Genomic DNA, 23,683 nt, shown 5'->3' with positions numbered 1-23,683 from the left:
CAAAAATATGTCAAATTTTGATTTTTTAAATGTATCTAGTTCCCTATACAGCGCAGCACCTAGTACTAGTACTGCAACCGAAAGCAATCTTCCATCAGAAGATGCTATAAACGGTGTGCTTGGGAATTTAGGTACAGGCGCAAGCCCAATATCAATTGCAATTGCTGTTTTTAGTGTAGTTGGTACTATTGTTATTGCCTTTAGTGTTTTACCTCAAACAATAAAGACATTTAAAGACAGACAAACTCAAGGATTATCATTCTTACTATTCTTCTTAACTGGTTTAGCGACTGCTTTCCTTACAATTTATGGATGCTCACTAGTTGCAGCTAACCCTGCTTCATATACATTCTTAATTAAAGATACATTAGGTAAGGCTTATCAAACACAAGACGGTTTCCTAATCTTCAACTATCAAGAATGAGTAGCTGGATTCCTTGTTCCAGGTATCTTCCTAATTGGTGGAGAACTATTGTGTTCAATTACTTCATTTATGACTGCTTTCCTTATTATTTATAACAAGAGAAAAGCATCTTCAATGGGTATGACTCATGCTGAATATTGTCTTAGTTTAAAGAGTGGAAAGGCAGGTAAATAATTATGAGTATTCAATCATTATTACATGCTGCTGGTAAAGTAGGAAATGTTTATGTAAGTAACGAAGTCCAAGTTGGTGTTTTTGATAAGGTTCAAGGTTTATTCCCAAGTGGTTCAACGGCAGAAGCTGACTTTATTAACCCAACTAGATATGGTTATCCAACCGACATTTGAGGAGTTGTTTTCCAAGTAATGGGTGCTGTTCTTGTATTTGCGGCATTCGTACCAGTTGTTATTCAAGTTCTTAGAACAAAACGTACAGAAACAATGAGTTTATTGATGTGAATTATTAATGTTCTAGCTCTAGGTCTTCTTTCAATTTTTGCTTGAATGGGTGTATCTGTAACCGTTGGTGGTTTCATCCTTGTTGCGATGTCAGAAACTCTTTCATTCCTTGCTTCACTTATTGTTATTGCTGTCAAAGCTTACAATATGAATCAAGCAAAAGCAAAAGGTATGTCTGAACTTGAATACTGCGAAATGCGTTACCCAATGAAATAACTCAAACACTAAACATTTGAAAAAAAGAGCGAACCGCTCTTTTTTTTATCCTTTGTTTTATGGTTAAAGGTAAGTATAATAATAATTAGTAAAAGGGGGATGATTAGTTTGGCTATTTCATTAACAAAAAATCAAACATTTTTAATTCAACAATTAAGCAAACAAATAGAACAATTCTTTGAACAAAAAAATGTCAATCTCCTGCTTAAAACGTTAAAGAACAAACCAATTGATGTCATCGTCCATGCTCTTGAAGAAATTAATGATTCGCAAATCATTATTTTTGTCCTAATAGCAATTAAGGATACAATCTGTACTGATGTCTTTAAATCAATTAATATTGAACTTCGATCAACAATTATTGAAGAGGCTACAATCCAGCAACTGCGGGTTATTCTTTTTGAGTTGTTTAACGATGATATCGTCATTCTAATGAAGGATCTTCCTTCGTTAAAGATGAAAATTCTCCATAGTCTTGATAGTAATCAGAGAGCAGCAATTCGTCAACTCGCTGACTATGATGAAAACTATGCATACTCTCTTGCTAATACTGACTTTTTTACTCTAAATGAAGACTTTACTATCAGAGAGACATTGGTTGAAATTAAACGGATTCAAGATGATTATGAGCGAAACAACATCATGTATGTCACTAATAATATGAGTAAACTTGTTGGTTCTATCTCAATGCACTCATTGTTGTTCGCGGACTCTTATGATATTAAGTTAAAGGAAATCGTCGATTCATCAATTATTACCCTTCACAAGAACGACGACATCGATGATGTCGTAAAGGCTTTTAAGAAGTATGAGCTTGAGCAGCTTGCGATTATCGATGAAAATGAACATCTTGTCGGATACATCACTGACAATGACATTCAACCATATATGGATGTTGAAACTACCGTTGATATTTATAAGATGTACGGGATTACAAAATCTGATTTTCCATACATTAAGTCAAGTCCAGTTGTATTGTTTAAATCTCGTTTTTTTTGATTAGTGTTATTAATGATAGCAGCAACAGTCACTGCTTTTCTTATTGACCGCTTCCAAGACGTCGGTCAAACAATGACCGCTGGCCTTTCTACCTTAATCATTGTCCCTATTATCCCCGCTGTAACGGGAACAACTGGTAATGCTGGTTCTCAATCGGCCGCAAGTATCATTCGTGCTCTTTCCATAGGTGACATCACAGTTAAAGAGTACGGAAAAACAATCTTAAAAGAACTACTCGCCTCGAGCTTAATCGCTTTTATTCTTGCTCTTGTCAACTTCCTTCGGCTTGTCGTCTACTTTGCAATTATTCCACCTAAGATTCACAGTAGCGGGATAGTTATTACAACCATTACCGATCCAATGATTGTTGGATTAATTATAGCTTCATCAACTTCGCTATCGCTTTTTATTGCAACTGTAGTTTCAAAGTTTCTTGGGTGCAGTCTACCTTTTTTTGCTACACGAGTAAAAGCAGATCCTACAATTATGTCAGCACCTATCCTTTCAACTCTTTGTGACATGATTACCACCGTTGTCCTTTTTGGTTTTGGTATCCTCTTCCTTATCTTCATCATCGATAAAGGTAATGTGGACCAAATAAATATGCTTCATCAGCCAAAGAGTGAGGTAGCTTCAACCATTCAATCATACTTGAACATAGGTGGAAATTATGAATAGTAAGATTAAATTAAAATCACCTTCTAACATCCTTCTTCGTGAAAGTATTCTTTCTCTTTACAGTAACAAGGACATTCATGGGATTAAAAAACTTTTTAAAGGGAAAAGTATTTATACCATTGTCTCTTGTATGGAAGAAATTAATAATCCTGATTTAAACATCTTTATCTTGCTTGCTACCAAGGACAGTATTTCATCGGAAATTTTCCGTTTCATTAACAAGGAATCGACCACTAAAATCCTCGAATTCTCAACTAATCAACAACTTAAAATCATTCTTTATGAATGCTTTAATGATGATGTCCTAAAGATTATGGACCAGTATCCTAAGTATGTCAAAAAGATTTTGCTTTCCCTTGAACCAAATCAAAGAAAAGCAATTAAGGAACTTGAACAATACGACAAAGACGATGCTGGTTCAATTATGAACAGCGAATTCCTTAACTTAAAGGTTAATGAAACAATTGAAGAGGCTCTTTATAAGATTAAAAAACACAAAGACCAGTACGAACACACAAAAATAATTTTTGTCGTCGATGAAGATGGAGTAATGCAGGGTTTCGTTTCACTACACGACCTTCTACTTGCCGAATCCTTCAATAACAAGGTAAGCTCAATAATGCGTATTGATGGTTTCATCATCAAAACGAACGATGACCTTGATTATGTTATAGATATCTTCCGTAAATACTCCCTTGAAATGGTTGTCGTTGTAGACGAGTATAACAAAATGGTTGGTTATATCAGCGACAACGATATCCAACCAGCTTTTGACACCGAAGCAACTAACGATATTTATAAAATGTATGGTATCTCCAAACCTGAGTTTCCTTATTCAAAACAAAATCCTCTAATGATTTTTAAATCACGGATTCTTCTTCTGGTCATCTTAATGGTCTCTGAAACAATTACAGCTTTCCTTATTGACCAATTCCAAGAATTAGGTCAATTTATCACGGCTGGTCTTTCTACTCTCCTTGTTGCTCCAATGATTCCGGTCATGACCGGGACAACCGGAAATGCTGGTTCACAAGCGGCCGCTAGTGTTATTCGGTCACTCTCGATTGGTGAAATCACCACCCGGGAATATTGGAAAGTTATTTTAAAAGAATTCCTGGTAAGTTTACTGATTGCCTCCTTATTATGTGTTGTTAACTTCCTTCGTCTAATGATTTATTTTGCAATCATTAGACCCGACCTTTATAGTAACGGTCATCTTCTTACAACCATTAAAGATCCGATGATTGTCGCAAGTATCGTTTCAGCCGCTGCTTCTATTTCACTTTTATTATCAGTTATTGTCGCTAACTTCCTTGGTGCTAGTCTACCGCTTTTTGCAAGCAAAATTAAGTTAGACCCAACTGTTGTTTCGACACCTATATTAGCTACTCTACTTGATATGATCACTAGTGTGATTCTTTTTGGTTTCTGCATTTTAATCATCCTTGCTATTATTGACCCAGATAAAATAAAAATCATTCAAGAAATTGAAAAAGTGAAAGAAACAAACACAATTTTTAGTAGCATCCAAGCTGCGCTTAACAACTAATTCATCCTTGTTTTATAACGAACTTTTTGGTAAAATAGAAAAGCAATGTGCCTAAGAAAGTAACTGTTTATCTAAACTTAATTTGTTACCGAGGAAGCAAGTGCATGTTGCCATTTTTTATTTAATAAGGAAATCATATGCAAAAACAAAAAGAAAGTGTTGTTAAAAAACAAGCTTTAGTAGAGCATATGGCAGAAGTATTTAAGAGTGCAAAGTCTTTTGTTGTATTCGAATACCACAAACTAACTGCAGCTAACATCCTTGCTTTAAGAAACACATTACATGAATCAAACTCAAAGATGTTTGTTTTAAAAAACAACATTTCAAAGCGTGCTTTTGAAAAAGCTGGTATTAAAGGGTTTGAAAACTCATTAAGTGGTCCTAATGCTTTCGCTGTTGGCTTCGACGACGAAGTTGCTGCCATCAAGGCTGTACACGGGATACAAAAAGAATTTGATTTTGTTCCTATCAAAGGTGCTTATCTAGAAAATAAGTACATTGATGTCAAACAAGTTGCAAGTATTGCAAATATTCCTGGACGTGATGGATTGTACTCAATGCTTCTCTCATGTTTCACAGCTCCATTGAGAAATGTCTTATACGGATTAAAAGCCGTAGCTGAAAAGAAAGGTGCTTAATTTTAAGCGAACGAAATTATGTCAAACAAATTAACTATTGAACAATTTATTGCTGCTATTAAAGAAATGTCAATGCTTGAACTAAACGACCTAGTTAAAGCTATCGAAACTGAATTCGGTGTTTCAGCAGCAGCTCCAGTAGCGGCAGCAGCAGCGGCAGCTCCAACTGAAGCCGCAACTGAAGCAACTATTAAACTAGTTGAAACTGGTTCTAACAAGGTTGGTGTAATTAAGCTAATCCGTGAAATTACTGGTCTTGGTTTAATGGAAGCTAAAACAGCTGCTGAAACAGCTGGTAGCATCATTAAAGAAGATGTGAAGATAGAAGAAGCTAAGGAAATCAAGAAGAAATTCGAAGAAGTCGGAGCTAAGGTAGAATTAGTTTAATTCTCTTTACCGTCCATAAACTTGATAAAAAAAACACTACAAGCTGTTGTAGTGTTTTTTTTATATTAGGTGCAATTTGTCTATGTCGTTACCAACCATCTTTATTATGTGTAAATGCTAAATACATTTCAGGTAAGAAAACTTTATATAAATAAAAATGAAAACGAGAATAAATAAAACTTTTATCTAAGAAGGATGGTCAGTATTTTGTTCCCCTATACAAATTAACATAGAAAAATTTAGTTTAAAGTAAGAGCCGGAACCTAAATAAGGCATCAGTATTTTAATATCATCTTGTTCTCTGCACTCTTACATTTTATTAATACCAAAATATTATAGATTTTGGTAAGAGAGACGACCAAAATGGTACAAATTAGCAAAAATTCTTGTTAACCACTTATTTTATTTATGTAACTAATTTATTCGATAAGGAAAATTAGTTGGTTAATCGAAACTCATATTATTAATTGCAGAAATCATAACAAACCAAAATTACTTAATAAAAGGCAAAAGATGGATTACTAAGGCATTTAAATCGCATTAAGTTTATTAATTAAATTTCGTGTTTCGTTACTGCATTCTTGTCAAAGTCTAATAATAAATTCCGATAATATTCGTATTGTTTCTTTCTTAGGTTGATCTCAAGTGGAAGACCAGTGGTGATGTCTTTTGAATAAGTTTCAAGTTGGTCGAGAATATTAACAATTTTGTTCTGGATGGAAAGAGAAGGAACAGGGATTTTAATGTTTTCAACTATATTGCTTGTTAACTTATAGTTACTAATAGATTTATTTACAAACTTAGGAAAAATAATCCTGATTATATACGAGAGATATTTAGCATTTATTATGTTTCCATCTTTGATATGAAGAACTCCACAACGAGTTGTAGCTGAAAACTTACCATTCCTATAAAACACAGTTCCAGCATAACCATCAGTTGTTCAGGTAAGATATTCACCATCAAAATCATAAGTGTTAATCATTCCAAGAACCCCATTATTTAATGTTTGTGATGAGTAGACTGGATAGATACCTGGATTATCTCTGATATAAGGTTTTGAGTAAACTTTTCCGTGTGCGATATTGCAAATATCACCTATTTTATAAAGTTTGGTATCCTTTCTTTATTTATATATGTTATGGATTAATCCTTAATAAGTTAAAAAAATTCAATTTATTGATAAAAAAAGAACACCGTGTGTTCTTTAGATTTTAGGTGTCTTGATTCCTTGCTTCGAATAGAAGTTGTGAACCCCTAAGTATATTGATTCATTAAATCCTTTATCGTTAATAACATCTGAGGGAGATGTAAGTACTTGAGCAACTCGTTTCTTCTTATCTTCATCACTTAACATAAGATAATCATTCTTAAACAAAGAACTGGGACTATTTGCTAAATAAATTGATTTAGGAATATGATAGTTTCAAGTCTGTTCATGATCTCCTTGTTTGCCAGTATAACTAATTTCATCAATTAGATTTTTAAAAACAGTTTCTTTAGAGATAAGGTCAATCGCTGTTTGATAAGTTAGGTTATTATTGTTGTAAATTAGTTTAGCAATATTTGTTAAGTATTCTTTTCCGATTCCAGAAAGACCAGTAAAGTTATCTTCAAGTCCAAGAACATTAACCGTTCCTGGTTTGAAACGGTCTTCAGGTGCCAGAAGGGCATCGCGTTTCGCATTCGTATTAACATAACTATCATTACTGATGGCCGTTGTTAATGTTTCATCAACTGCTTTGGTAAGGTTTTTGATAACACTAAAACGAATTGGTCGATTTTGATCCTTGAAGTTAGATCCTTCTAGGTTATTATTTCGATATTGGCGGTTAAAAGAGTAATCGTCTTCCTGCGGACCATCTACCCCAATCATCACAGTTCTTTTTTGTGATTCAACAAGAATATTAACCGCTTCTCTTCCCTGAATCCCCCCAGCAATCGGGAAAATGACATCAACTTGGTGAGTGATGTAATCATTAATAAACTTTTCACCTGCTTTTGATTCAAAGGAACCAGCATTATTACCAAATTGACTAACATACTCAAGTACAGGTTTATAAGAAAGTGTTTTATCCTTACCGTTTTTCTTAATGGTAAAAGATTTACCGTTCATCTTTTCGTTAGCGAAGGAAATTCCTTTTTCGAAACCAGAAAGGTAAGAAATAGCACCAATAGTGGGCATTCCAACATAACTAGCCCACAGTAATTGTTGCTTATCTTTTGGTTTATTTTCAAGGAAGAATTCCTGGTTAGAGTTTAGCATATAAGCCGCTGCCATCCCAGCAAGAAAAGAAGCTAGTTGCACATTAAATTGAACATTAATGATTTGGTCTAACTTTCTTACAATACTCGGTTCATCCTTCATATTTTTATCTTTTAAAGGGACTTCGTTATCAATAAGAAGGAACAGTTCATCATCGTGAACTAAATTCTTTTTCGTAAAGTCAAGAAACTTATCAGGATGGTTAAATCCTGATAAAATTAGGAAGCGTTTATCGTCATGGTAAAGACTATCATAAATTTCAACAAACGATTGCGTTGTATTATTCAGCGGAGTACGATAAAACTCACGTATATCAGACTCTTGTTTGACACAACTGACGATTAAAGGAATCGCTGACGAGAGAACAAGAGTAGTTGAAAATAAACTTATCACAATCTTTTTTTTATTTTTCTTCATTCAAAAACCTAAATCTAACGTTTTGATTTATCAAAAGGAATACCAATATGTTTCGGTGCGGCGGAGAACCTTGAGAAAACAACCATAGCGACGAGAGTGATTAAATAAGGTAAAAGTTTACCAACTTCGCTTGGTATTCGATTAACCTGACCGAGTGTCTTTGTAATAAGAGCGAATCCAATGGAAACTACCGCGATTAACGGAATCTTTCAAGCTCCTGCGATTAGGATAGCAAGAGAAAGGAACCCGATACCACCAACATTACCATTAAAGGTACCTCTTGAAGCATATACATATATACTACCACCAATACCACTTAGAAGACCAGAGATAGCTAGAGAAATTCATTGGTACTTATAAACATTGATCCCTTGTGCATCAACCGCATTAGGGTTTTCCCCGATTGCTGTAAGACGAAGCCCAAAAGTCGTCTTCTTCATTGTGTAGTAAATTGCGACAACAAAAGCAACAACAGCAATTAGAATAGCAATACTTCCAATGTATACCGTGGTATTACCATCACCAAATTTCCACAAACCAAAATAATCACTAGTAAGAAGAGAATTACCGTTAATCTTTCGACTAATAACTGGTGAAAGGAAAGTTGCAACTCCTGTAGTAAGTAGGTTGATTGCTGTCCCTGCAATCGTTTGGTCAGTTTTTAACTTAATAGTAAGGAAGGCAAAAAGCATACTAACCGGAATAGTGCAGAGAGCAGCAAAGACCAGCGGAACAATAAAGGTGTATTCAAATCCTTGAATCCTACCGAAGTGTTTGTAGAAGATGGTTGCAAATAAAGCAAAAAAGAATCCTCCCATTACCATCTGGCCATCAATCCCGATATTAACAATTCCAACACGCTCACAGAAGAAACCAGATAGTGCTCCAATAATAAGGATGGAAGCATACAATGCGGCTTCATTAACTAATGATATTGTGGGCATAACCTTCCTCCTTACTTGTATTTATTGATTGGTGAAGAGCTTTGTTCGTAGTGACATTCAATCACTGTTGAAGTAAGCTCTTCTCTTTAATGTCAAGTGTTGATTTTTGAACCTTCTTTGTAAATCTTAGATAAGCATTCATTAAGTAACGGTAACTATATTTAGGTACTTTTCAAGCAACTTCTTTTCTGATTTTTTCAACATTAATTGGTCTGTTGTTGAAAGCATCTTTTTGTGCTTGATATTTTTTATTTAGTTTTTCTTTTTTCTTTAGAATTCGTTTGTAAGTACTATTTAGATTAACCATTATTTTCGATATCTCATATAGGTCATTAAAGCTATGAGTACGAAGTTCCATCACTTTCTCATAGTGATCAGTGAATTGATTATTAATCAAATCTTTTAAATAATCTTCATCATAATCTGAAACAGTATCATTCATTATCTTAAGCTTCTTCAGGTAACGAATTAGTTTGTTCATACTAGAACTTTTTGAAGCATATTTAACTAACTGAACTACTTGTTCATTTCTAATCGGTTTGTTCTTATCAATATCTTTCTTCACTGATTTAAGATAATCGTAATTAATCTTAAAACTGAAGAGATAATGTGAAATATGATTCTTAATAATGATGTTAAGAACATCATCAAGTTCCCCGATTTTGTTATTAATATGGTTTAGAACTGCTGCTCGTTTTGTTTCAAGGTACTTTATTCTATTCTCAACATGACGTTCAACATAAATTTCAGGGAAGAAGAGTAGGGATGCTCGATCAACAATAAAGTGTTTCATTAGTTGATTACGATTATCACGCATTGCTTTTATATATTCTTGATATTTAATTAAATAAAGGTTTTTGAAGTGTTCTTTAACTTTTTGCTTTAAATCATAATATTGTTCCTTAAGAGCTGGATAATCACCATCTTGTTTATGACGGTTAAGATCAATTAAATACTTCTTTAGAAGAATCATATTCTTCTTCTCATTTTTACTGATTTCCCGGTAGATGAAGTAATATTCAGAAATATTATCTTCGTTGACATTCTCGTAATTTCGATAGTGTTCAACACCTTTTCTTGTATAAAGAAGAACGATCGTTCAGTAAACTGGTGAAATTCGTTCGAAAAGAACGAATAAGGCAGCACCTAACATTACGAATGAAATAATAATTCCAGATACTTCTTTAGGAATAATCCCCCCAAGCACCTGAGTTGATTGTTGAAACATTCCGACTAAGAAGGAAACAGGGATTGAGGCAAGCGGATGACTTTGGGAGATTAACCCGATAGCTATCCCGTCAAACCCTTCAAGCGGAAGGACATCGGAAGTTTGGGGAATATTAATAGCATTTGTTGTTGTTCCAGTATATGTCACCATCGCAAGAGCACCGGCTAACATCCCTGAGATAGCAAAGGTTAATAGCGAAATTGCTTTAGTCTTATATCCAGCATATTTTGAAGCGCTTGCTGATCGACCAACCGAAAGAATTTTTTTACCAAAAACAGTAAATTGAAGAATGATGAAAACAAGTAAGGCTAAACTAACAAAAATTAATAAGTTAAATAAGTATGTGTATTTCGGTACAAGGTGTGATAGCGAATAGTTTTCAGCAAAAGGAATTGATAAGTCCCCAATTTGAGTTGGTTTTGGATTATAAATTTTATTTTGTGAGGTAAAGACCACATATCTTGTAATGTAGAAGATTATCCAGTTAAGAAGGATACTACTTACCACCTCATTGATCTTAAGGAATATTTTCAGAATACCAATGAAAACAGTGAACATTGCTCCGGCGAGCATTCCGATTACTAAAAGAAAAAACTGACCAGCTCATTTCGGCATATTAATATTAGCAAGTTCCATATTTTTAACAACAAGGAGCATGATTAAACCAGCACCAAGCATTTGGCCACTTATCCCAATGTTAAAAATTCCAACCTTATAGGTAAAGATAAAGGATAATGCTGCAATCCCAAGAATCGCGACCTTAGTTAGGTAAAATTCAGGGATTAACTTTCACTTCGTAAAAAGTCGTTGAAGGAAATCATTGGTATCGTACCCAAGGATACCAACAAGAATAGCACTTGCGACAACAGCGGAGAAAATCGAAATAATTGTTGATAGTATTTTTTTACTTACACTTCGTGATTTTGAACTGTAAAAAAGCGAGTCAAAAAAGAGTCTTGTTTTAAATGTATTCATTATTTTTCACCCGCCATTAATTTCCCTATTTTATTCCGTGTCATATACGAACTTGGACCAACACCAATAAAAGATCCGACATTAATTACAGCTATTGTATCAGCTAACGAAAGAATTTCGTCAAGTTCGTATGAAATAAGGAGAACTGCTCTTCCTTTCTTTTTTTCCTCTAGAATATTTTGGTGAATAAATTCAATTGCACCAAGGTCAAGACCACGAGTTGGTTGAATCATTAAGATTAAATTGTGTTCCCGTTCGATTTCACGACCGATAATTAGCTTTTGTTGGTTACCACCAGAAAGACCACGGGCATTATTATCCCCTCGTTTTGTCCCTCTTACATCAAACTTTTTAATTACTTCAATTGCTTTTTTCTCAATTTCAGCATACTTAACAAAACCGTTAGTGCTATATGGTTTATTACTAATTTCTTGAAGAACAACATTGTATGCAATTGAATCATCAAGGATGAGACCGTGCTTGTGACGGTCTTCAGGTACATGGGCCATTCCAAGGGTATAACGATTTTTAATGCTTTGGTGGGTAATGTTTTTTCCATTAAAAATGATTTCTGAACCACTAGGTGCTGGCAGTAAACCTGAGATAATTTCCGCTAATTCACTCTGACCGTTACCTTCAACACCAGCAATCGCAAAAATTTCACCAGGCATTATCGAAAAATTAAGGTTATAGTCAATGGGTTTAATTTGGTTTTCATCCGTGTTAAGATGGTCAGCTTGTTTTTTTAAGATTTTTCTCAAATTAAGGTTCTTTACTTGAAGAACCGGAGTAGTATTTTCATCACGAACAAACTGCTGACTGTTCTTAATTTCAACTACCTTACGACCTACCATTAGTTCGGTCATTTCTTCGATTGTCTTATCCTTAACCGGAAAACTATCAATATATTCTCCACGACGAATGACAGTAGCGGTGTCAGCAACTTCTTTAATTTCATTAAATTTATGAGTAATGATAACAATTGTTTTACCAGCTTTTTTAAAATCTCTTAATGATTGAAGAAATGCTTTAATTTCATCTTCCGATAAAACAGCAGTTGGTTCATCAAAAATAAGAATGTCGATTTCCCGATAAAGCAATTTGAGAATTTCGGTTTTTTGTTGTTGACCAACAGTTAATTTAGCAATTTTGCTTCTCGGATTAATCTTCAAGTTGTAATCGTCAATTAGTTTTTTAAGTTCGAGTTCAATAAAACGGCGGTTAATCGGAGCACCAGCAAAGGTTTGTTCTTGACCTAAAATAACATTATCAAGAACTGAGAAGGTATCAATTAGTTTAAAGTGTTGATGTACCATCCCAATACCAAGTTTGGTCGCATCCTTCGCTGAGTCAAAAAAGACATAATTACCATTAATTTTAATGGTACCCTTATCAGGTTTATATATCCCAAAAAGAATGGACATCAGGGTTGATTTCCCCGCTCCATTCTCTCCGATAATAGCATGAATTTCGTTTTTTTTGACCTTTAACTTAACGTCTTTATTAGCGACAACAGCACCATTTAAAAACGTTTTAGTAATACCCTCCATCTCTATGGCATAGGGAGTGTCATTCATAAAAACAAATCCTTTAATCTTTTTATATATTTATATTATAACTATTCAGTAATCGCAGGTAATTCCGCATCAATTGTGTCTTTGTAGAATTTAGTAATTCCTTCATAAGCACTTTGTGTGAATGAACGGTCATTAATTCCTACAGTACCATTGTCAATTGAAAGTTTAATTAATTTACCTTTAGCTTCATTAGTTGTTGCAGCTTCTCAGGCATTTTTAAGATCTTTACTTGTAGATCCTGTTTTCTTTGTTTCATCAATGTATGATGAAGTAACTAAATCATAATGAATTACATGAGTACCGTGTACATAGTTATTAGCACCAATAGTTTGAACAAGTTCTTTAAATGGTTTGTTTACATACTCAGACTTTAGAGTAAGACTCTTATCAGCATTTGTTGTAACGACATCCTTGATTTCATCAAGAGTTTTTGTTGAATCAAGTAATTTCATATATTCATCATTCTTAATTACATTAGCAACTTCTTGGTAAGTTGTAAAAGAAGTACCTTTAGCTACATTATAAGCATCAATCAAGAACTTTTGACCAGCTTCACTAATTTGAACTAACCCTGAATCAAGATCGGCGTGTGTATTAACCCCATCTTTAAAGTAGTCTTTTGTAATATCACCAGTTAAATCTTCACCAGCAATTTTCTTTTTAAGGATGTTGTAAACAGCAAGGTCAACACGCTTTAAAATTGAGAAAAGTATTGTTTTACCACCTGTTAAATCTTTGTTAGAGTTACGACGTTTATTTGCAGTATCATCAAGTTCCTGAGCTGAGTCAATCCCAACAACAAAGGCTTTTTGATTAGATTCAGCCACAATAGAAGCTGAGTCTAAACTTTGCTTTCCAGCAACTGGAAGAATAATGTTTGCTCCGGCTGAAATTAAATCATTAGTAATTTTTTTATCCTTGTCCCCTGGGTCAAAACCACCAGTAATTAAGTCAATATTCTCACTACCGTTTTTAGTTATATAGTCAACATTAATATACTTCTTAGAAGAACCGTCAGCTTGTTTAATATCCTTATCCTTTAATAGGTCGTTAGCTCACTCAACACCAAACTTAAATCCTTGATTAAATTGAAGAACTGAATAAAATGGAAGACCGGCATAACCACCTCATCCTAACTTACCATTAGTCACAAATTGAGCTTGATTACTATTTAAATAGTAAGCTGCAGCTATTCCAGCAAGTAAAGCCGCTTGCTCAGTTTTAAAAGTAACTGAGGCAACACGAAGAGCATTAAGTTTTTGATCGTAAGCACCAAAAGAACCAGAGTATGATTCATCGATCAATGCAAATGAAGTATTATTACCAAATTTACCAGCGTTTAAACTTGTCCCAAGCTTTTCACCTTGACCATAACCGATAGATAGTAATGTTTTTGTCCCTTCACTAATCGCACCTAAAAGAGTACCTGCGAATTGATCTGAGTTTTGTCCGTGAACACTAACATAGAAATCCTTCGTACTACTTCCAATACGTTTACTACTACCTGCACCACCATCTTTTGAACCAGAACCATTATCATGATTATTAGTACATGCCGCTATAACCGGTGCTACAAGAGCGATAGCACCTATAAAACCAAGCGAACTAAATAGCAGTTTTTTATTTAATTTCTTCTTCATCCAAATTACCCTAATTAACTTGTATATATAAATTTTGTTTTTTTTAGTAATTTATTATAGATAATTTTTAAAAAAGGAGTACCATTTTTTTTAAATAATTTTAAAAACTTTTAGAGCATTATTTTTTAACATCAAACATGCATCATCAATTGGAATATTTTTAACTTCAGCAATCTTTTTCATCGTCTCATAAACATAATAAGGATAATTAACTTTTCCACGATACGGTACTGGCGTTAAAAATGGTGCATCTGTTTCAACAAGTATTTTATCTTCTTCTGTCATCTTAATAGCTTCATAGAGATTAGCAATATTGTTATTCGGAGTATTCTTAAAGGTAATTACTCCCGGAAAAGAAACATAACAACCAAGCTTCATATAGTCACTAATATACTTCTTGTCATCAGTGAAACAATGCACGATGCAGCGATCTGGACGATTCTTATTTTTATTAAGTAATTCAATAGCATCTGTATGAGCATCCCGAATGTGCATCATTAAAGCTAAATCATATTTTTTAGCTAACGCCATTTGTTTAATAAAGAAAGATTTTTGATCTTCTTTATTAAATGGTTTATGGTAATAATCAAGACCACATTCACCGATACCAACTATTTTTTTCTTAACATCTTTTTTAATCAGTGCTTCTAACTCATCAATAAATGTATTAACATCAACTGTGTAAATATCAGTTGGGTGGATACCGATGGTGCAGAAAACATGATCATATGTTTGAGCTTGCTCTAGAGCAATTTTACTCGTTTCTAAATCAGTACCAACTACACAAATCAACAAAGATTTTTCTTTACATTCTTTAATGATTTCATTGGCATTAGAGGCAAGGGGTTCGATGTTGGTATGGGTATGAGTGTCAAATAATTTAAAATTCTTAAACATATTATTTACCTAAGCAAAATCTTTTAAAGAGATCATCAAGAAAATCGTAGTTTCGGCTAGTACCAAGAATCTCATTAATTTTAAGATTACACTCTTGTAGGTAATCAGCAATTAAATCAACTGTTGCACCGCTTAAAAGATTTTTTATTGATTCTTTAATTAAAAAATGAACTCTTTCAAGCAATGAAATTTGGCGAACACTTTGGAGAGCATTTACATTTTTCATCTCAAAATCAACGATGTGAAATAATTCTTTAAGTTTTTGAATCAACGGTGAAATATCATTGTCTTTTGCATTAATATAGATTTCATTTTGATTAAAAGATGTTATTAAATCTTTTTTAGTGTGAACAATAAGGTGATCCTTATCCTTAATTAAGTCAAAAAGATTCGGGTCTTTTGTTTCATTCTTTTCAATTAAATAAAGAATAATATCAACTTGATCAATCTTCTTAAGAGTACGTTCAATCCCCATCTTTTCAATAACATCATTGGTTTCATGAATCCCTGCTGTGTCAATGATTTTAAGAGTAATACCATCAACATTAATTATTGTTTCAATAAGGTCACGAGTTGTTCCAGGGATATCGGTAACAATAGCCTTCTCTTCGTTAGCAAGAGCATTTAACAATGTCGATTTACCGACATTCGGTTTACCTAAGATAAGAATTTTAATTCCTTCGTTAATAGGAATAAATTTTTTTGAATTATTAATGATTTCAGCAACATCTTTTTCAATTAATTGAAGTTGATTTAAACACTTATTTTGATCAACATGTTCAACATCATCATATTCTGGGTAGTCTATGTTAACCTCAATGGTACCAAGTAAATTAAAAATTACATCCTTAATGTGATTAATTGGAGTTTGAAGTTTACCAACAAGAGCTGAGGCTATACCATAAACGGCATTGTCATTACTTGCATTAACAAGATTATTGATGGCTTCTGTTGTAAGTAAATCCATTGCACCATTCATATATGCTCTTTGAGAAAATTCCCCACGTTGGGCATAAACACAACCATTTTGCAAGAGAAGATCGATAATCATTCGTGCAACAACAACTCCACCATGACAGTTAATTTCTATCAAGTCTTCTCCGGTGAATGTTCTTGGACCGACAAACTTCATGATTAAAACATCATCAAGGATAACACCTTTGTTAACAATTTGTGTTCGCTGTATCTTAAAAGTTTCCTTAGTAATTTCCTTCGAAGAAACTTTGTTAATAATTTGAAAAGCTTCCGGACCACTAATTCGAATAATGTGTATTGCACAATTCAAATTAGCAGTTGCAAGAGCTACTATGGTGTTGTATTTCATTAAATTCCTTTCATAAAGAAATAAGCAATTAATAAGGAATAAATTCCCTTTTTATTTAAGTCAACAGTATTAAGCGAAGATAATAGAGAGGCTAGATTTTTCTTTGCTAATAAGTCTTTACTTAAAAAGAAAAGAATATTAATTACATATTTAATAGCAAGGTAACTAAGGTTGTTAAAGATTTCCCGATTAGTAATAACTAACTTTAAATCTTCACGGTTGAAAGACTCGATGATATTTTTAATTTTAATTAATTCATTATTGCTATCTAAAGAAAAAAGATCCTCATAATTTGCAAAAATATTTTTGCTCGTCAAATACTCCAATCCGCTCCTAGAAAGGATTTCGTTGATTTTATCCTTAATCTTTTCATCCTTCATTAAAATAAATCTTGTACATCTTGAAACAATTGTTGAAAGGACATTTTCGAACTCATCACAAACAAAAATTCCAACAATATTATCTTCTGCTTCTTCAATTGTTTTAAGTAAAGAATTAAGGATTAAAGAAGAACAGCGATCGATGTTTTTTATGATGTAAAAAATATAACCAATCTCTTCTCCGCTGTTATAAATGAGTTTATTCTGTAGATTGATGACATCTTGTTTTGTAAGTTCTCTCCCATCAAAAATATATGTATCAAAATAATCATTTTTGAGGATTTTTTCAACAAACAAATCTTTTCTCGGATGGTTAGTTTCGATAATTAAATTAACCATTATTTGTTTAATTGATTCATCAACATTACAGTATGGAGTTAACTTTAATAAATAATTATTTGTCATATTGGTAATTATCAATAATTGTGGTTAAAACTCGAAAAAACTCATTAAAGACCTCTGACCAAGAGCGATTAGCATCTATCACAATAATCTTTTTAGGTTTTTGATAAGTACTAATTGCCTCTTCATACTGATCAATTAAAGTTTCATACCAAGTCTGTTCCTTCTTATCAAAAGCATTAACATTATTTGAATTTAGATCACGAACCATTATCCTATTCATTGCTGTTTTAGCATCAACTTTAAAGTAAATAAGATAATCAATTGCGATGTCTGTTGTTGCTACTTTATTAATTTGATGAACAATTTCCATCGGAACATTCTGCATTTTCCCTTGGTATGCATATGAACTATGAACATAACGGTCACAAATAACAATAGACCCATTATTGATTTTAGGAAGCAATTTAGTGATCGTGTGCTCAGCACGACTCGCCGCATATAAGTAGGCAATTGTAATAGGATGAAAATCATCAAGATGTTTAAGAAAAAAATCCCGGATTAATTCAGCATAAGAATTAGAACCACCGGGTTCACGAGTAAAGTAAAAGTCAATGTTTGGATACTTCTTGTAAAGAAGTTCTTTAGCGGTATTAATAACTGACGATTTACCAGCACCATCTATACCCTCAAGCACAATGAAAAGACCTTTTTTACTCATTGTATTCACCATCATCGATATTTCTTCCATCAATAAAATCCTTAACAACCTTCACAAATAAATCAACTTCCTCAATAAAAGGAATATGACCCGATTTATAAAAAGTATAAACGATTAATTGATTATTCGCCTTGATCTTCTTCCTAGTTGTTTGACAATTAATTAAACGGTCTTCTTTTGAAAGAATAAGGAGGGACGGAATAGATAGGTGATGGTATGCGTCTTTTAATTCCTTACGGAGTTTTATAGAAAAAATTAAATTAGCAACTATGTGTCATACCGACCTTAACCCTTTTTGTAATTTCTCCCTTGTAATCTGGTCAATTCGGGTATCCGGTAGAGTAACATAATTTTTTCGATAGTCGTAATAAATTTGTTGAAGAGCACGATCTGGGTGCTTTTTGACATTAAAAGGTAAAAGTCAGTAAAAGTTTTTATGATTAGGGTCAAATCCATAGGTGTAAGGACATACAAGAACACATTTTTTAACAATATCTTTTAAGGGGTGTGCTACCAAAGCACAAAGAGCAGCACCAAGAGAATGACCGATAAGAATTACATCTTTTAAACCAAGATTTTTAATTTGATTAATAACTATCTCTTTAAAGGACAGTGTATTCATAAATTTTGGTGGCAATTCTGGTGTTAACCCATGACCAGGTAAACCAAAAAAATAACAATCGTATTCGGTAAAGTCATTCTTCATTAGAAAAAAATAATGCGGAGTGCAAGATAAACCATGGATAAAAACAATGGTACCTTTTTTGTTCTTTTTTGAATCACTCTCGATAAAATAATAATTTAAATACTGACCTTCAATATATTCCATAAAACCACCTTTTAAAAATTTTAAACAATTAATTTTTAAAAGTTATTAAATTTTTGATAACAATACCATCCCAAGGAAAATGGTTCCACTTAAAATTGGAAAAAGAACAATGGTATTAGCTGCATCGACATCTAGTATGAGATAAAAAATATCGTACGAAGAAATCATAAGTACAGAACTGATTAGACCTGAAATAAAACAACCTTTAATAACATAATTCCGTGAAACAAGAAACCCGCCAAAAGAGCCAACAAGACCGACAAAAACCACATTTCCATTTAGGAGATAGCTACTTGTCGTAAAAAGGGAAATAATCAAAAAAATAAGAAAAGTAATTCCTTTTGTGTTTACTCCTAGTTGACGAGCGATACCTTCGTGGCTAACTAGAAGAAAAATTTTTCTTTGAAAAATAATTAGGATAAAAAGGGCAAGAAGAAGCAAAACTAAGCTAACAAAAAAAGTATAGTCTTCTTTAGCATTAATACTACCAAGAATAATGGTTTTCAAAAAAAGACTATTATCCTTGTTTACATAAATCCGTAGTGCTTGAGCAATGATAATTGCGATTAAATTAATTACTATCCCAATAATAACTAGTCGTTTAAAGTAATAACGGTTAAAGGAATGACAAGTTAACTGAAGAATACCAGTAACTAGGATTGAACCAACAAAAAAAACCAAAGGAAGAGCATAAATAATATTCTGATGGTTCGCTAGTGAAACAGAATCGGTAATAAGAAAGATGACTAAAAGAACAATTAAATTTATGTTTGATATTCCTGTTATCGATGTGTCAACTAACTTGTTTTTAGTTAACCTTGAAATTAAATAAGAAGCCGCTCCTAGAGCGAACCCTGATAATAATAATTGGAAAATTATTTTGTATTGAAATCATGATGCATTCTTAAATCCACTTGATGCATAAACTGAGATAAAAAATAACAAAAAGATAAGAAAAATCAGAGGTAAAAAAACCTTAATAAATTTTCTTGTTAGCTTTTTCTCACTAAAAGATTTATGATTACCTACCATTAGAAAAACTTCCTTCTAATTTGGTATCTAACTAAAAAAATAAGGGGAATTGCGAGAAAAGAAGCAACCAAAAAAACAAGATTAATCGACAAGAAAAATTCAACTAAAATTCCATTTAGTTGAAGAAAAATATTAGCAATTAATCCTGCACCAATATTTTTTATCATATAGTTTTGCTTTTTAAAAATAAGTCGAGAAAAGAAAGGCATAATTGTCGCGATTAGTGAAATACTACCAAGTGAAAGAACAGTCGAAACACTAATTAAAATAGCACATAAGGAAACAAGGAAATAAATAAGATTAACACGAACCCCAACTACACGAGCATATTTAAATTCAATATCCATAATGTTAATGTGCTTATTAATAATAAAAAGTGTAACTGTAGATAAGGTGATTAAAACAAGACTAATAACAAAATTATCAACCGAATAATAAACAACCGAATTACTTATCAGCTGTACAAAACTTATATTTTCGTTTTTTACATAACTAGCGAGCACCAAATTAATACCTGAAAAAACAACACCTAAACCAAAACCAAAAAGAAGGGGTTTTTCGGTAAATTTACCTGTATTTTTTGTTTGAAAATAATAATTAATTAACAATAAAATTGAGCAAAAAAGAATCGCTAGAAAAAAACCTAGATAAGTAATTAAGGAGTTGTTTTTTGTAATTTGTAGAATCAAAAAAGCAAAAACTGTAATCGGATAAATTCCCATCATTGACGGTGAAGCAAGCTGATTTTTATTAATAGCTTGTAACGAAAAACCAACAACCGACAAACCAATTCCAGCAACCATAAGAAGTGTTGGAGTATAAAAATATTTAAACAAAATTTCTTTACTAGTTAAAGAATTAAAGGTGGTTACTAACGGAATATCTTGAAAGTAAAAGATATTACAAAAATAAGTAATTAATGAACAAAAAAATAGGAATGATAAAATAATCAAACCTTGTTTATTTAATGGACGAAAGTTCCTTTTCTCTTTAAATATCTTCATTGATTAAATTTTTTGCTTATATTTCTTTTCTTTACCTAAATTTAATTTTATAAAAAATACATTTTCTTTATTTTCTTTATAAATAATCTTAAATTCATCTTCTAATCACGGATGAATTAAATAAATAGCATTATTCATATTTAAAAAATCTTTGGCATTGCTTGAACTAAATTCCTTATTAATTAAATTTAACGGTAATTTAGGATTTAAATATTGCTTAAGAACACTAGACATTCCATAAGCATTATCCGAAGGATCCAGGAATTGATTATAGTCAATTATGGTATCCGGTTGAATACCAAAAAATAATAATAAATCAATGCTAAAAGATGTAGATGCAACAATCCGGCGATTAACTTTGTGACTATTACCTTTGAACAAAGGCGATAAATCAAGAGAACCGTTAGCGATATTAATTAACTCACTTTTTTTAAATGGTGTAAAAGCAAAGGATAGATTTAAATTAAACTGGTTATTTAAAAAATTTAACATTTCAAAAATAGCGAGTGGGGCGTGGTTTTGATTTACAAAAAGCTTACGATCAGCAAATAAAACTTTACTATTTCTATCTTTTAGTAAATGATTAGGTAAAAAATTATCCGTCGTTCTTAGATGATTAAAAATGAATTTCTGGTTGCTAGCTAAATCATCAATATTGCACAAATAAATCACATAGTCAACTTGGTTTTTAAAAGCATCTTTTATCACATTTGTACTTAGTGTCGGATTAACTCTTAAACTTGTTTTACCAATTCCATCAGCATTGTCAATCAAGCTATTTATTGTTTTATTATTAGTTAAGGGAAAGTGAAACCCAAGACCATTTTCTTTACTATAAAAAAGACTATGGTTAGGAACAGATGAGATAAAAAAATTATTGTATGAATGTTCATCAAAAGTTAAAGGTTGACGATTATCTAAAAACAAAATGGTCTTATTTTCGATACCCTTTTCCTTTAATTTATCTTTAGTCTTTTCGATATCTTTTATTAATAAAGAAAGTTCATTTTTTGAGTAATCAAGAAAAGACTGATAATGTTGGTAACGACTAGGCAATCTTTTTTTAAGTTCATTAAAATCGATAATTTGATCAAATTGTAAGGCATAGTCATTTATAATGTTAAAAAAATCCTTAGTGTAATATTGTTTGGTAAAAAAATGATTATCAGTAATCTGGTAATCGGTCTTTACACAAGATACAAAAACTAAAGATGCTGGTATAAAAACTAGTGAAACTAACGATAGTTTAAATAGTTTTTTATTTTTCATTATCTGTCTTTCATATGTGGGAAGAGTAAGACATTACGAATAGTGTCGTTCGAAGTAAAGAGCATAACAAGACGATCTATTCCTATCCCAAGTCCGGCGGTTGGTGGCATCCCGTATTCAAGAGCTTCGATAAAATTAATATCCATTTCGTTAGCTTCATTATTTCCAAGACGAGCTTCATTTAATTGATCAAGGAAACGGTTGTATTGGTCGATTGGATTGTTTAATTCACTAAAAGCATTAGCAAATTCTTTTTGGGCAATAAAAAGTTCAAAACGGTCTGTAAATCGGTCATCATCTTTATTACGTTTAGCAAGCGGAGACACTTCAACTGGATGTCCATAGACAAAGGTTGGCTGGATGATTTTATCTTCAACAAAATGTTCAAAAAATAAATTAATAATATGTCCGGTGCTTTCTTGGTGCTTTTCAACCTTGATATTATTTGTCTTTGCTAACTGCATTGCTTCTTTCACATCAGTTATATTAAAAAAATTAATACCTGTGTGTTCCTTAATTAAATCGACCATATGTGCTTTATGAAAAGGTTTTAAAAGATCAATTTCATGACCACGGAATGTTGGTTTGTTAATATTAAATTTAGCAGCAATATGACGAATTAACTTCTCAGTTAGATCCATCACATATCACATATCTTCATAAGCAGCATAAAGTTCAATACTTGTAAACTCCGGGTTGTGTGTTGAGTCCATTCCTTCATTGCGAAAGATTCTACCAATTTCATAAACTTTCTCAAAACCACCTACAATGCATTTCTTAAGCGGAATTTCTGTCGCGATGCGAAGGTAATAATTTTTATCAAGTGTATTGTGATGAGTAATAAAAGGACGAGCCGCAGCTCCAGAAAGGATGTCATTTAGAACTGGTGTTTCAACTTCAAAATAACCAAGTTGATCAAGATAATTTCTTATCTCACGAATAATTAAAGATCTTAGGATAAAAGTTTGCTTACTATTTGGATTAACAATTAAATCAACATAACGGTGACGGGCACGAAGTTCTTCGTCAACTAGACCGTGATATTTTTCAGGTAGCACTTTAAGACTTTTTGAGATTAACTTAAGAGACGAAATATTAAGAGTCAGTTCATCGCTGTTTGTTTTCATCGGTGTACCCTGCGCTTCTATAATATCCCCAAGGTCAAGACTCTTAAAAAGTTGAAAAAGTTCGGGTGTAACATTTTTCTTATTTAAATAGATTTGAAGAGTGCCTGAAAAATCCTGAATAACACCAAAAGTCTGACGAACATTCATAAGACGACCAGCTAAAGTGACCGGTTTAATGTTCATATCGTGTAATTCATCCTTTGAAAAATTAATATATTGTTCCTTAAAGGTTTTAAGGTCAGAAGAACGAGCAATTTTTGATGTGAGATAGGGATCTTCGTTATTCGAAAAAAGTTTCTCTAATGTGTTTCTTCTAATGATTTCTTGTTCGGTAAATTTACGATTCATAACTTCCCCTTGTT

General features: G+C 32.4%; 20 protein-coding genes, 1 pseudogene and 1 other annotated feature. Of the genes and pseudogenes, 6 read left to right on the top strand and 15 right to left on the bottom strand.

What is annotated here, in order from left to right; translation table 4 throughout:
- Nucleotides 1-7: 7 nt before the first annotated feature.
- The 6 genes from T416_RS0100385 (at nucleotide 8) to rplL (ending at nucleotide 5,349) form a co-directional block, all read left to right on the top strand.
- The gene (locus tag T416_RS0100385) at nucleotides 8-598 is read left to right on the top strand and encodes a PQ-loop repeat-containing protein (RefSeq protein WP_051675835.1); all 591 of its coding nucleotides are present in this window, start codon (nucleotides 8-10) and stop codon (nucleotides 596-598) included.
- Between the two features lie 2 nt (nucleotides 599-600).
- On the top strand, nucleotides 601-1,098 hold the full coding sequence (locus T416_RS03480; protein WP_051675833.1) for a PQ-loop repeat-containing protein: 498 nt from the start codon (nucleotides 601-603) through the stop codon (nucleotides 1,096-1,098).
- A 99-nt stretch (nucleotides 1,099-1,197) separates the two neighbouring features.
- Nucleotides 1,198-2,775: a magnesium transporter gene (gene mgtE / locus T416_RS0100375; RefSeq protein WP_051675831.1), complete on the top strand. Its 1,578-nt coding sequence runs from the start codon at nucleotides 1,198-1,200 to the stop codon at nucleotides 2,773-2,775.
- A complete protein-coding gene (mgtE, locus tag T416_RS0100370) occupies nucleotides 2,768-4,324 on the top strand; it encodes a magnesium transporter (protein WP_031488858.1) in 1,557 nt (518 codons plus the stop codon). Before mgtE (T416_RS0100375) ends, mgtE (T416_RS0100370) begins: the two co-directional genes overlap by 8 nt.
- Before the next feature lie 32 nt (nucleotides 4,325-4,356).
- Nucleotides 4,357-4,452: a sequence feature (ribosomal protein L10 leader region), on the top strand.
- 9 nt (nucleotides 4,453-4,461) lie between these two features.
- Nucleotides 4,462-4,962 (top strand): 50S ribosomal protein L10, encoded by a 501-nt coding sequence (rplJ, locus tag T416_RS0100365; protein ID WP_031488857.1) that lies wholly within the window; start codon nucleotides 4,462-4,464, stop codon nucleotides 4,960-4,962.
- An 18-nt stretch (nucleotides 4,963-4,980) separates the two neighbouring features.
- Nucleotides 4,981-5,349 (top strand): 50S ribosomal protein L7/L12, encoded by a 369-nt coding sequence (rplL, locus tag T416_RS0100360; protein ID WP_031488856.1) that lies wholly within the window; start codon nucleotides 4,981-4,983, stop codon nucleotides 5,347-5,349.
- Between the two features lie 553 nt (nucleotides 5,350-5,902).
- Here rplL and T416_RS0100355 read toward each other — a convergent pair.
- The 15 genes and pseudogenes from T416_RS0100355 to lysS all read right to left on the bottom strand — a co-directional run.
- Nucleotides 5,903-6,460: pseudogene (locus T416_RS0100355) on the bottom strand (restriction endonuclease subunit S); the annotation flags it as partial.
- A gap of 96 nt (nucleotides 6,461-6,556) precedes the next feature.
- Complete coding sequence (locus T416_RS0100350) at nucleotides 6,557-8,032, bottom strand: BMP family ABC transporter substrate-binding protein (RefSeq protein ID WP_031488854.1); 1,476 nt, start codon at nucleotides 8,030-8,032, stop codon at nucleotides 6,557-6,559.
- Between the two features lie 14 nt (nucleotides 8,033-8,046).
- Entirely contained in the window at nucleotides 8,047-8,976 is a 930-nt protein-coding gene (locus T416_RS0100345) for an ABC transporter permease (protein ID WP_031488853.1), read from the bottom strand.
- A complete protein-coding gene (locus T416_RS0100340; protein WP_084277114.1) occupies nucleotides 8,954-11,179 on the bottom strand; it encodes an ABC transporter permease in 2,226 nt (741 codons plus the stop codon). The genes T416_RS0100345 and T416_RS0100340 overlap by 23 nt, the downstream gene beginning before the upstream one ends.
- Entirely contained in the window at nucleotides 11,179-12,756 is a 1,578-nt protein-coding gene (locus T416_RS0100335; RefSeq protein WP_031488851.1) for an ABC transporter ATP-binding protein, read from the bottom strand. The genes T416_RS0100340 and T416_RS0100335 overlap by 1 nt, the downstream gene beginning before the upstream one ends.
- Before the next feature lie 41 nt (nucleotides 12,757-12,797).
- Nucleotides 12,798-14,396 carry a BMP family ABC transporter substrate-binding protein gene (locus T416_RS0100330; RefSeq protein WP_051675827.1) on the bottom strand — a complete coding sequence of 533 codons (1,599 nt, stop codon included), beginning with the start codon at nucleotides 14,394-14,396 and terminating at the stop codon, nucleotides 12,798-12,800.
- 90 nt (nucleotides 14,397-14,486) lie between these two features.
- Nucleotides 14,487-15,293: a TatD family hydrolase gene (locus T416_RS0100325; protein ID WP_031488849.1), complete on the bottom strand. Its 807-nt coding sequence runs from the start codon at nucleotides 15,291-15,293 to the stop codon at nucleotides 14,487-14,489.
- A gap of 1 nt (nucleotide 15,294) precedes the next feature.
- Nucleotides 15,295-16,617, bottom strand: a complete 1,323-nt coding sequence (mnmE, locus tag T416_RS0100320) for a tRNA uridine-5-carboxymethylaminomethyl(34) synthesis GTPase MnmE (protein WP_031488848.1) — start codon at nucleotides 16,615-16,617, stop codon at nucleotides 15,295-15,297.
- Nucleotides 16,617-17,402 (bottom strand): hypothetical protein, encoded by a 786-nt coding sequence (locus tag T416_RS0100315; protein ID WP_031488847.1) that lies wholly within the window; start codon nucleotides 17,400-17,402, stop codon nucleotides 16,617-16,619. The genes mnmE and T416_RS0100315 overlap by 1 nt, the downstream gene beginning before the upstream one ends.
- Nucleotides 17,392-18,060 carry a dTMP kinase gene (tmk, locus tag T416_RS0100310; protein ID WP_245600625.1) on the bottom strand — a complete coding sequence of 223 codons (669 nt, stop codon included), beginning with the start codon at nucleotides 18,058-18,060 and terminating at the stop codon, nucleotides 17,392-17,394. Before tmk ends, T416_RS0100315 begins: the two co-directional genes overlap by 11 nt.
- Nucleotides 18,053-18,889, bottom strand: a complete 837-nt coding sequence (locus T416_RS0100305; RefSeq protein WP_031488845.1) for an alpha/beta fold hydrolase — start codon at nucleotides 18,887-18,889, stop codon at nucleotides 18,053-18,055. The genes tmk and T416_RS0100305 overlap by 8 nt, the downstream gene beginning before the upstream one ends.
- Nucleotides 18,890-18,934: 45 nt before the next feature.
- Nucleotides 18,935-19,921 (bottom strand): iron chelate uptake ABC transporter family permease subunit, encoded by a 987-nt coding sequence (locus T416_RS0100300; RefSeq protein ID WP_031488844.1) that lies wholly within the window; start codon nucleotides 19,919-19,921, stop codon nucleotides 18,935-18,937.
- Nucleotides 19,921-20,925, bottom strand: a complete 1,005-nt coding sequence (locus T416_RS0100295) for an iron chelate uptake ABC transporter family permease subunit (protein WP_031488843.1) — start codon at nucleotides 20,923-20,925, stop codon at nucleotides 19,921-19,923. Before T416_RS0100295 ends, T416_RS0100300 begins: the two co-directional genes overlap by 1 nt.
- Nucleotides 20,926-20,928: 3 nt before the next feature.
- Complete coding sequence (locus T416_RS0100290; RefSeq protein ID WP_031488842.1) at nucleotides 20,929-22,194, bottom strand: hypothetical protein; 1,266 nt, start codon at nucleotides 22,192-22,194, stop codon at nucleotides 20,929-20,931.
- Nucleotides 22,194-23,669 (bottom strand): lysine--tRNA ligase, encoded by a 1,476-nt coding sequence (lysS, locus tag T416_RS0100285; RefSeq protein ID WP_031488841.1) that lies wholly within the window; start codon nucleotides 23,667-23,669, stop codon nucleotides 22,194-22,196. Before lysS ends, T416_RS0100290 begins: the two co-directional genes overlap by 1 nt.
- Nucleotides 23,670-23,683 lie beyond the last annotated feature (14 nt).

The organism is Ureaplasma canigenitalium ATCC 51252, from assembly GCF_000712165.1.
Classification (GTDB): domain Bacteria; phylum Bacillota_I; class Bacilli_A; order Mycoplasmatales; family Mycoplasmoidaceae; genus Ureaplasma; species Ureaplasma canigenitalium.
The sequence above is the reverse complement of the archived record's forward strand: the minus strand, read 5'-3'. Positions and strand labels throughout refer to the sequence as shown.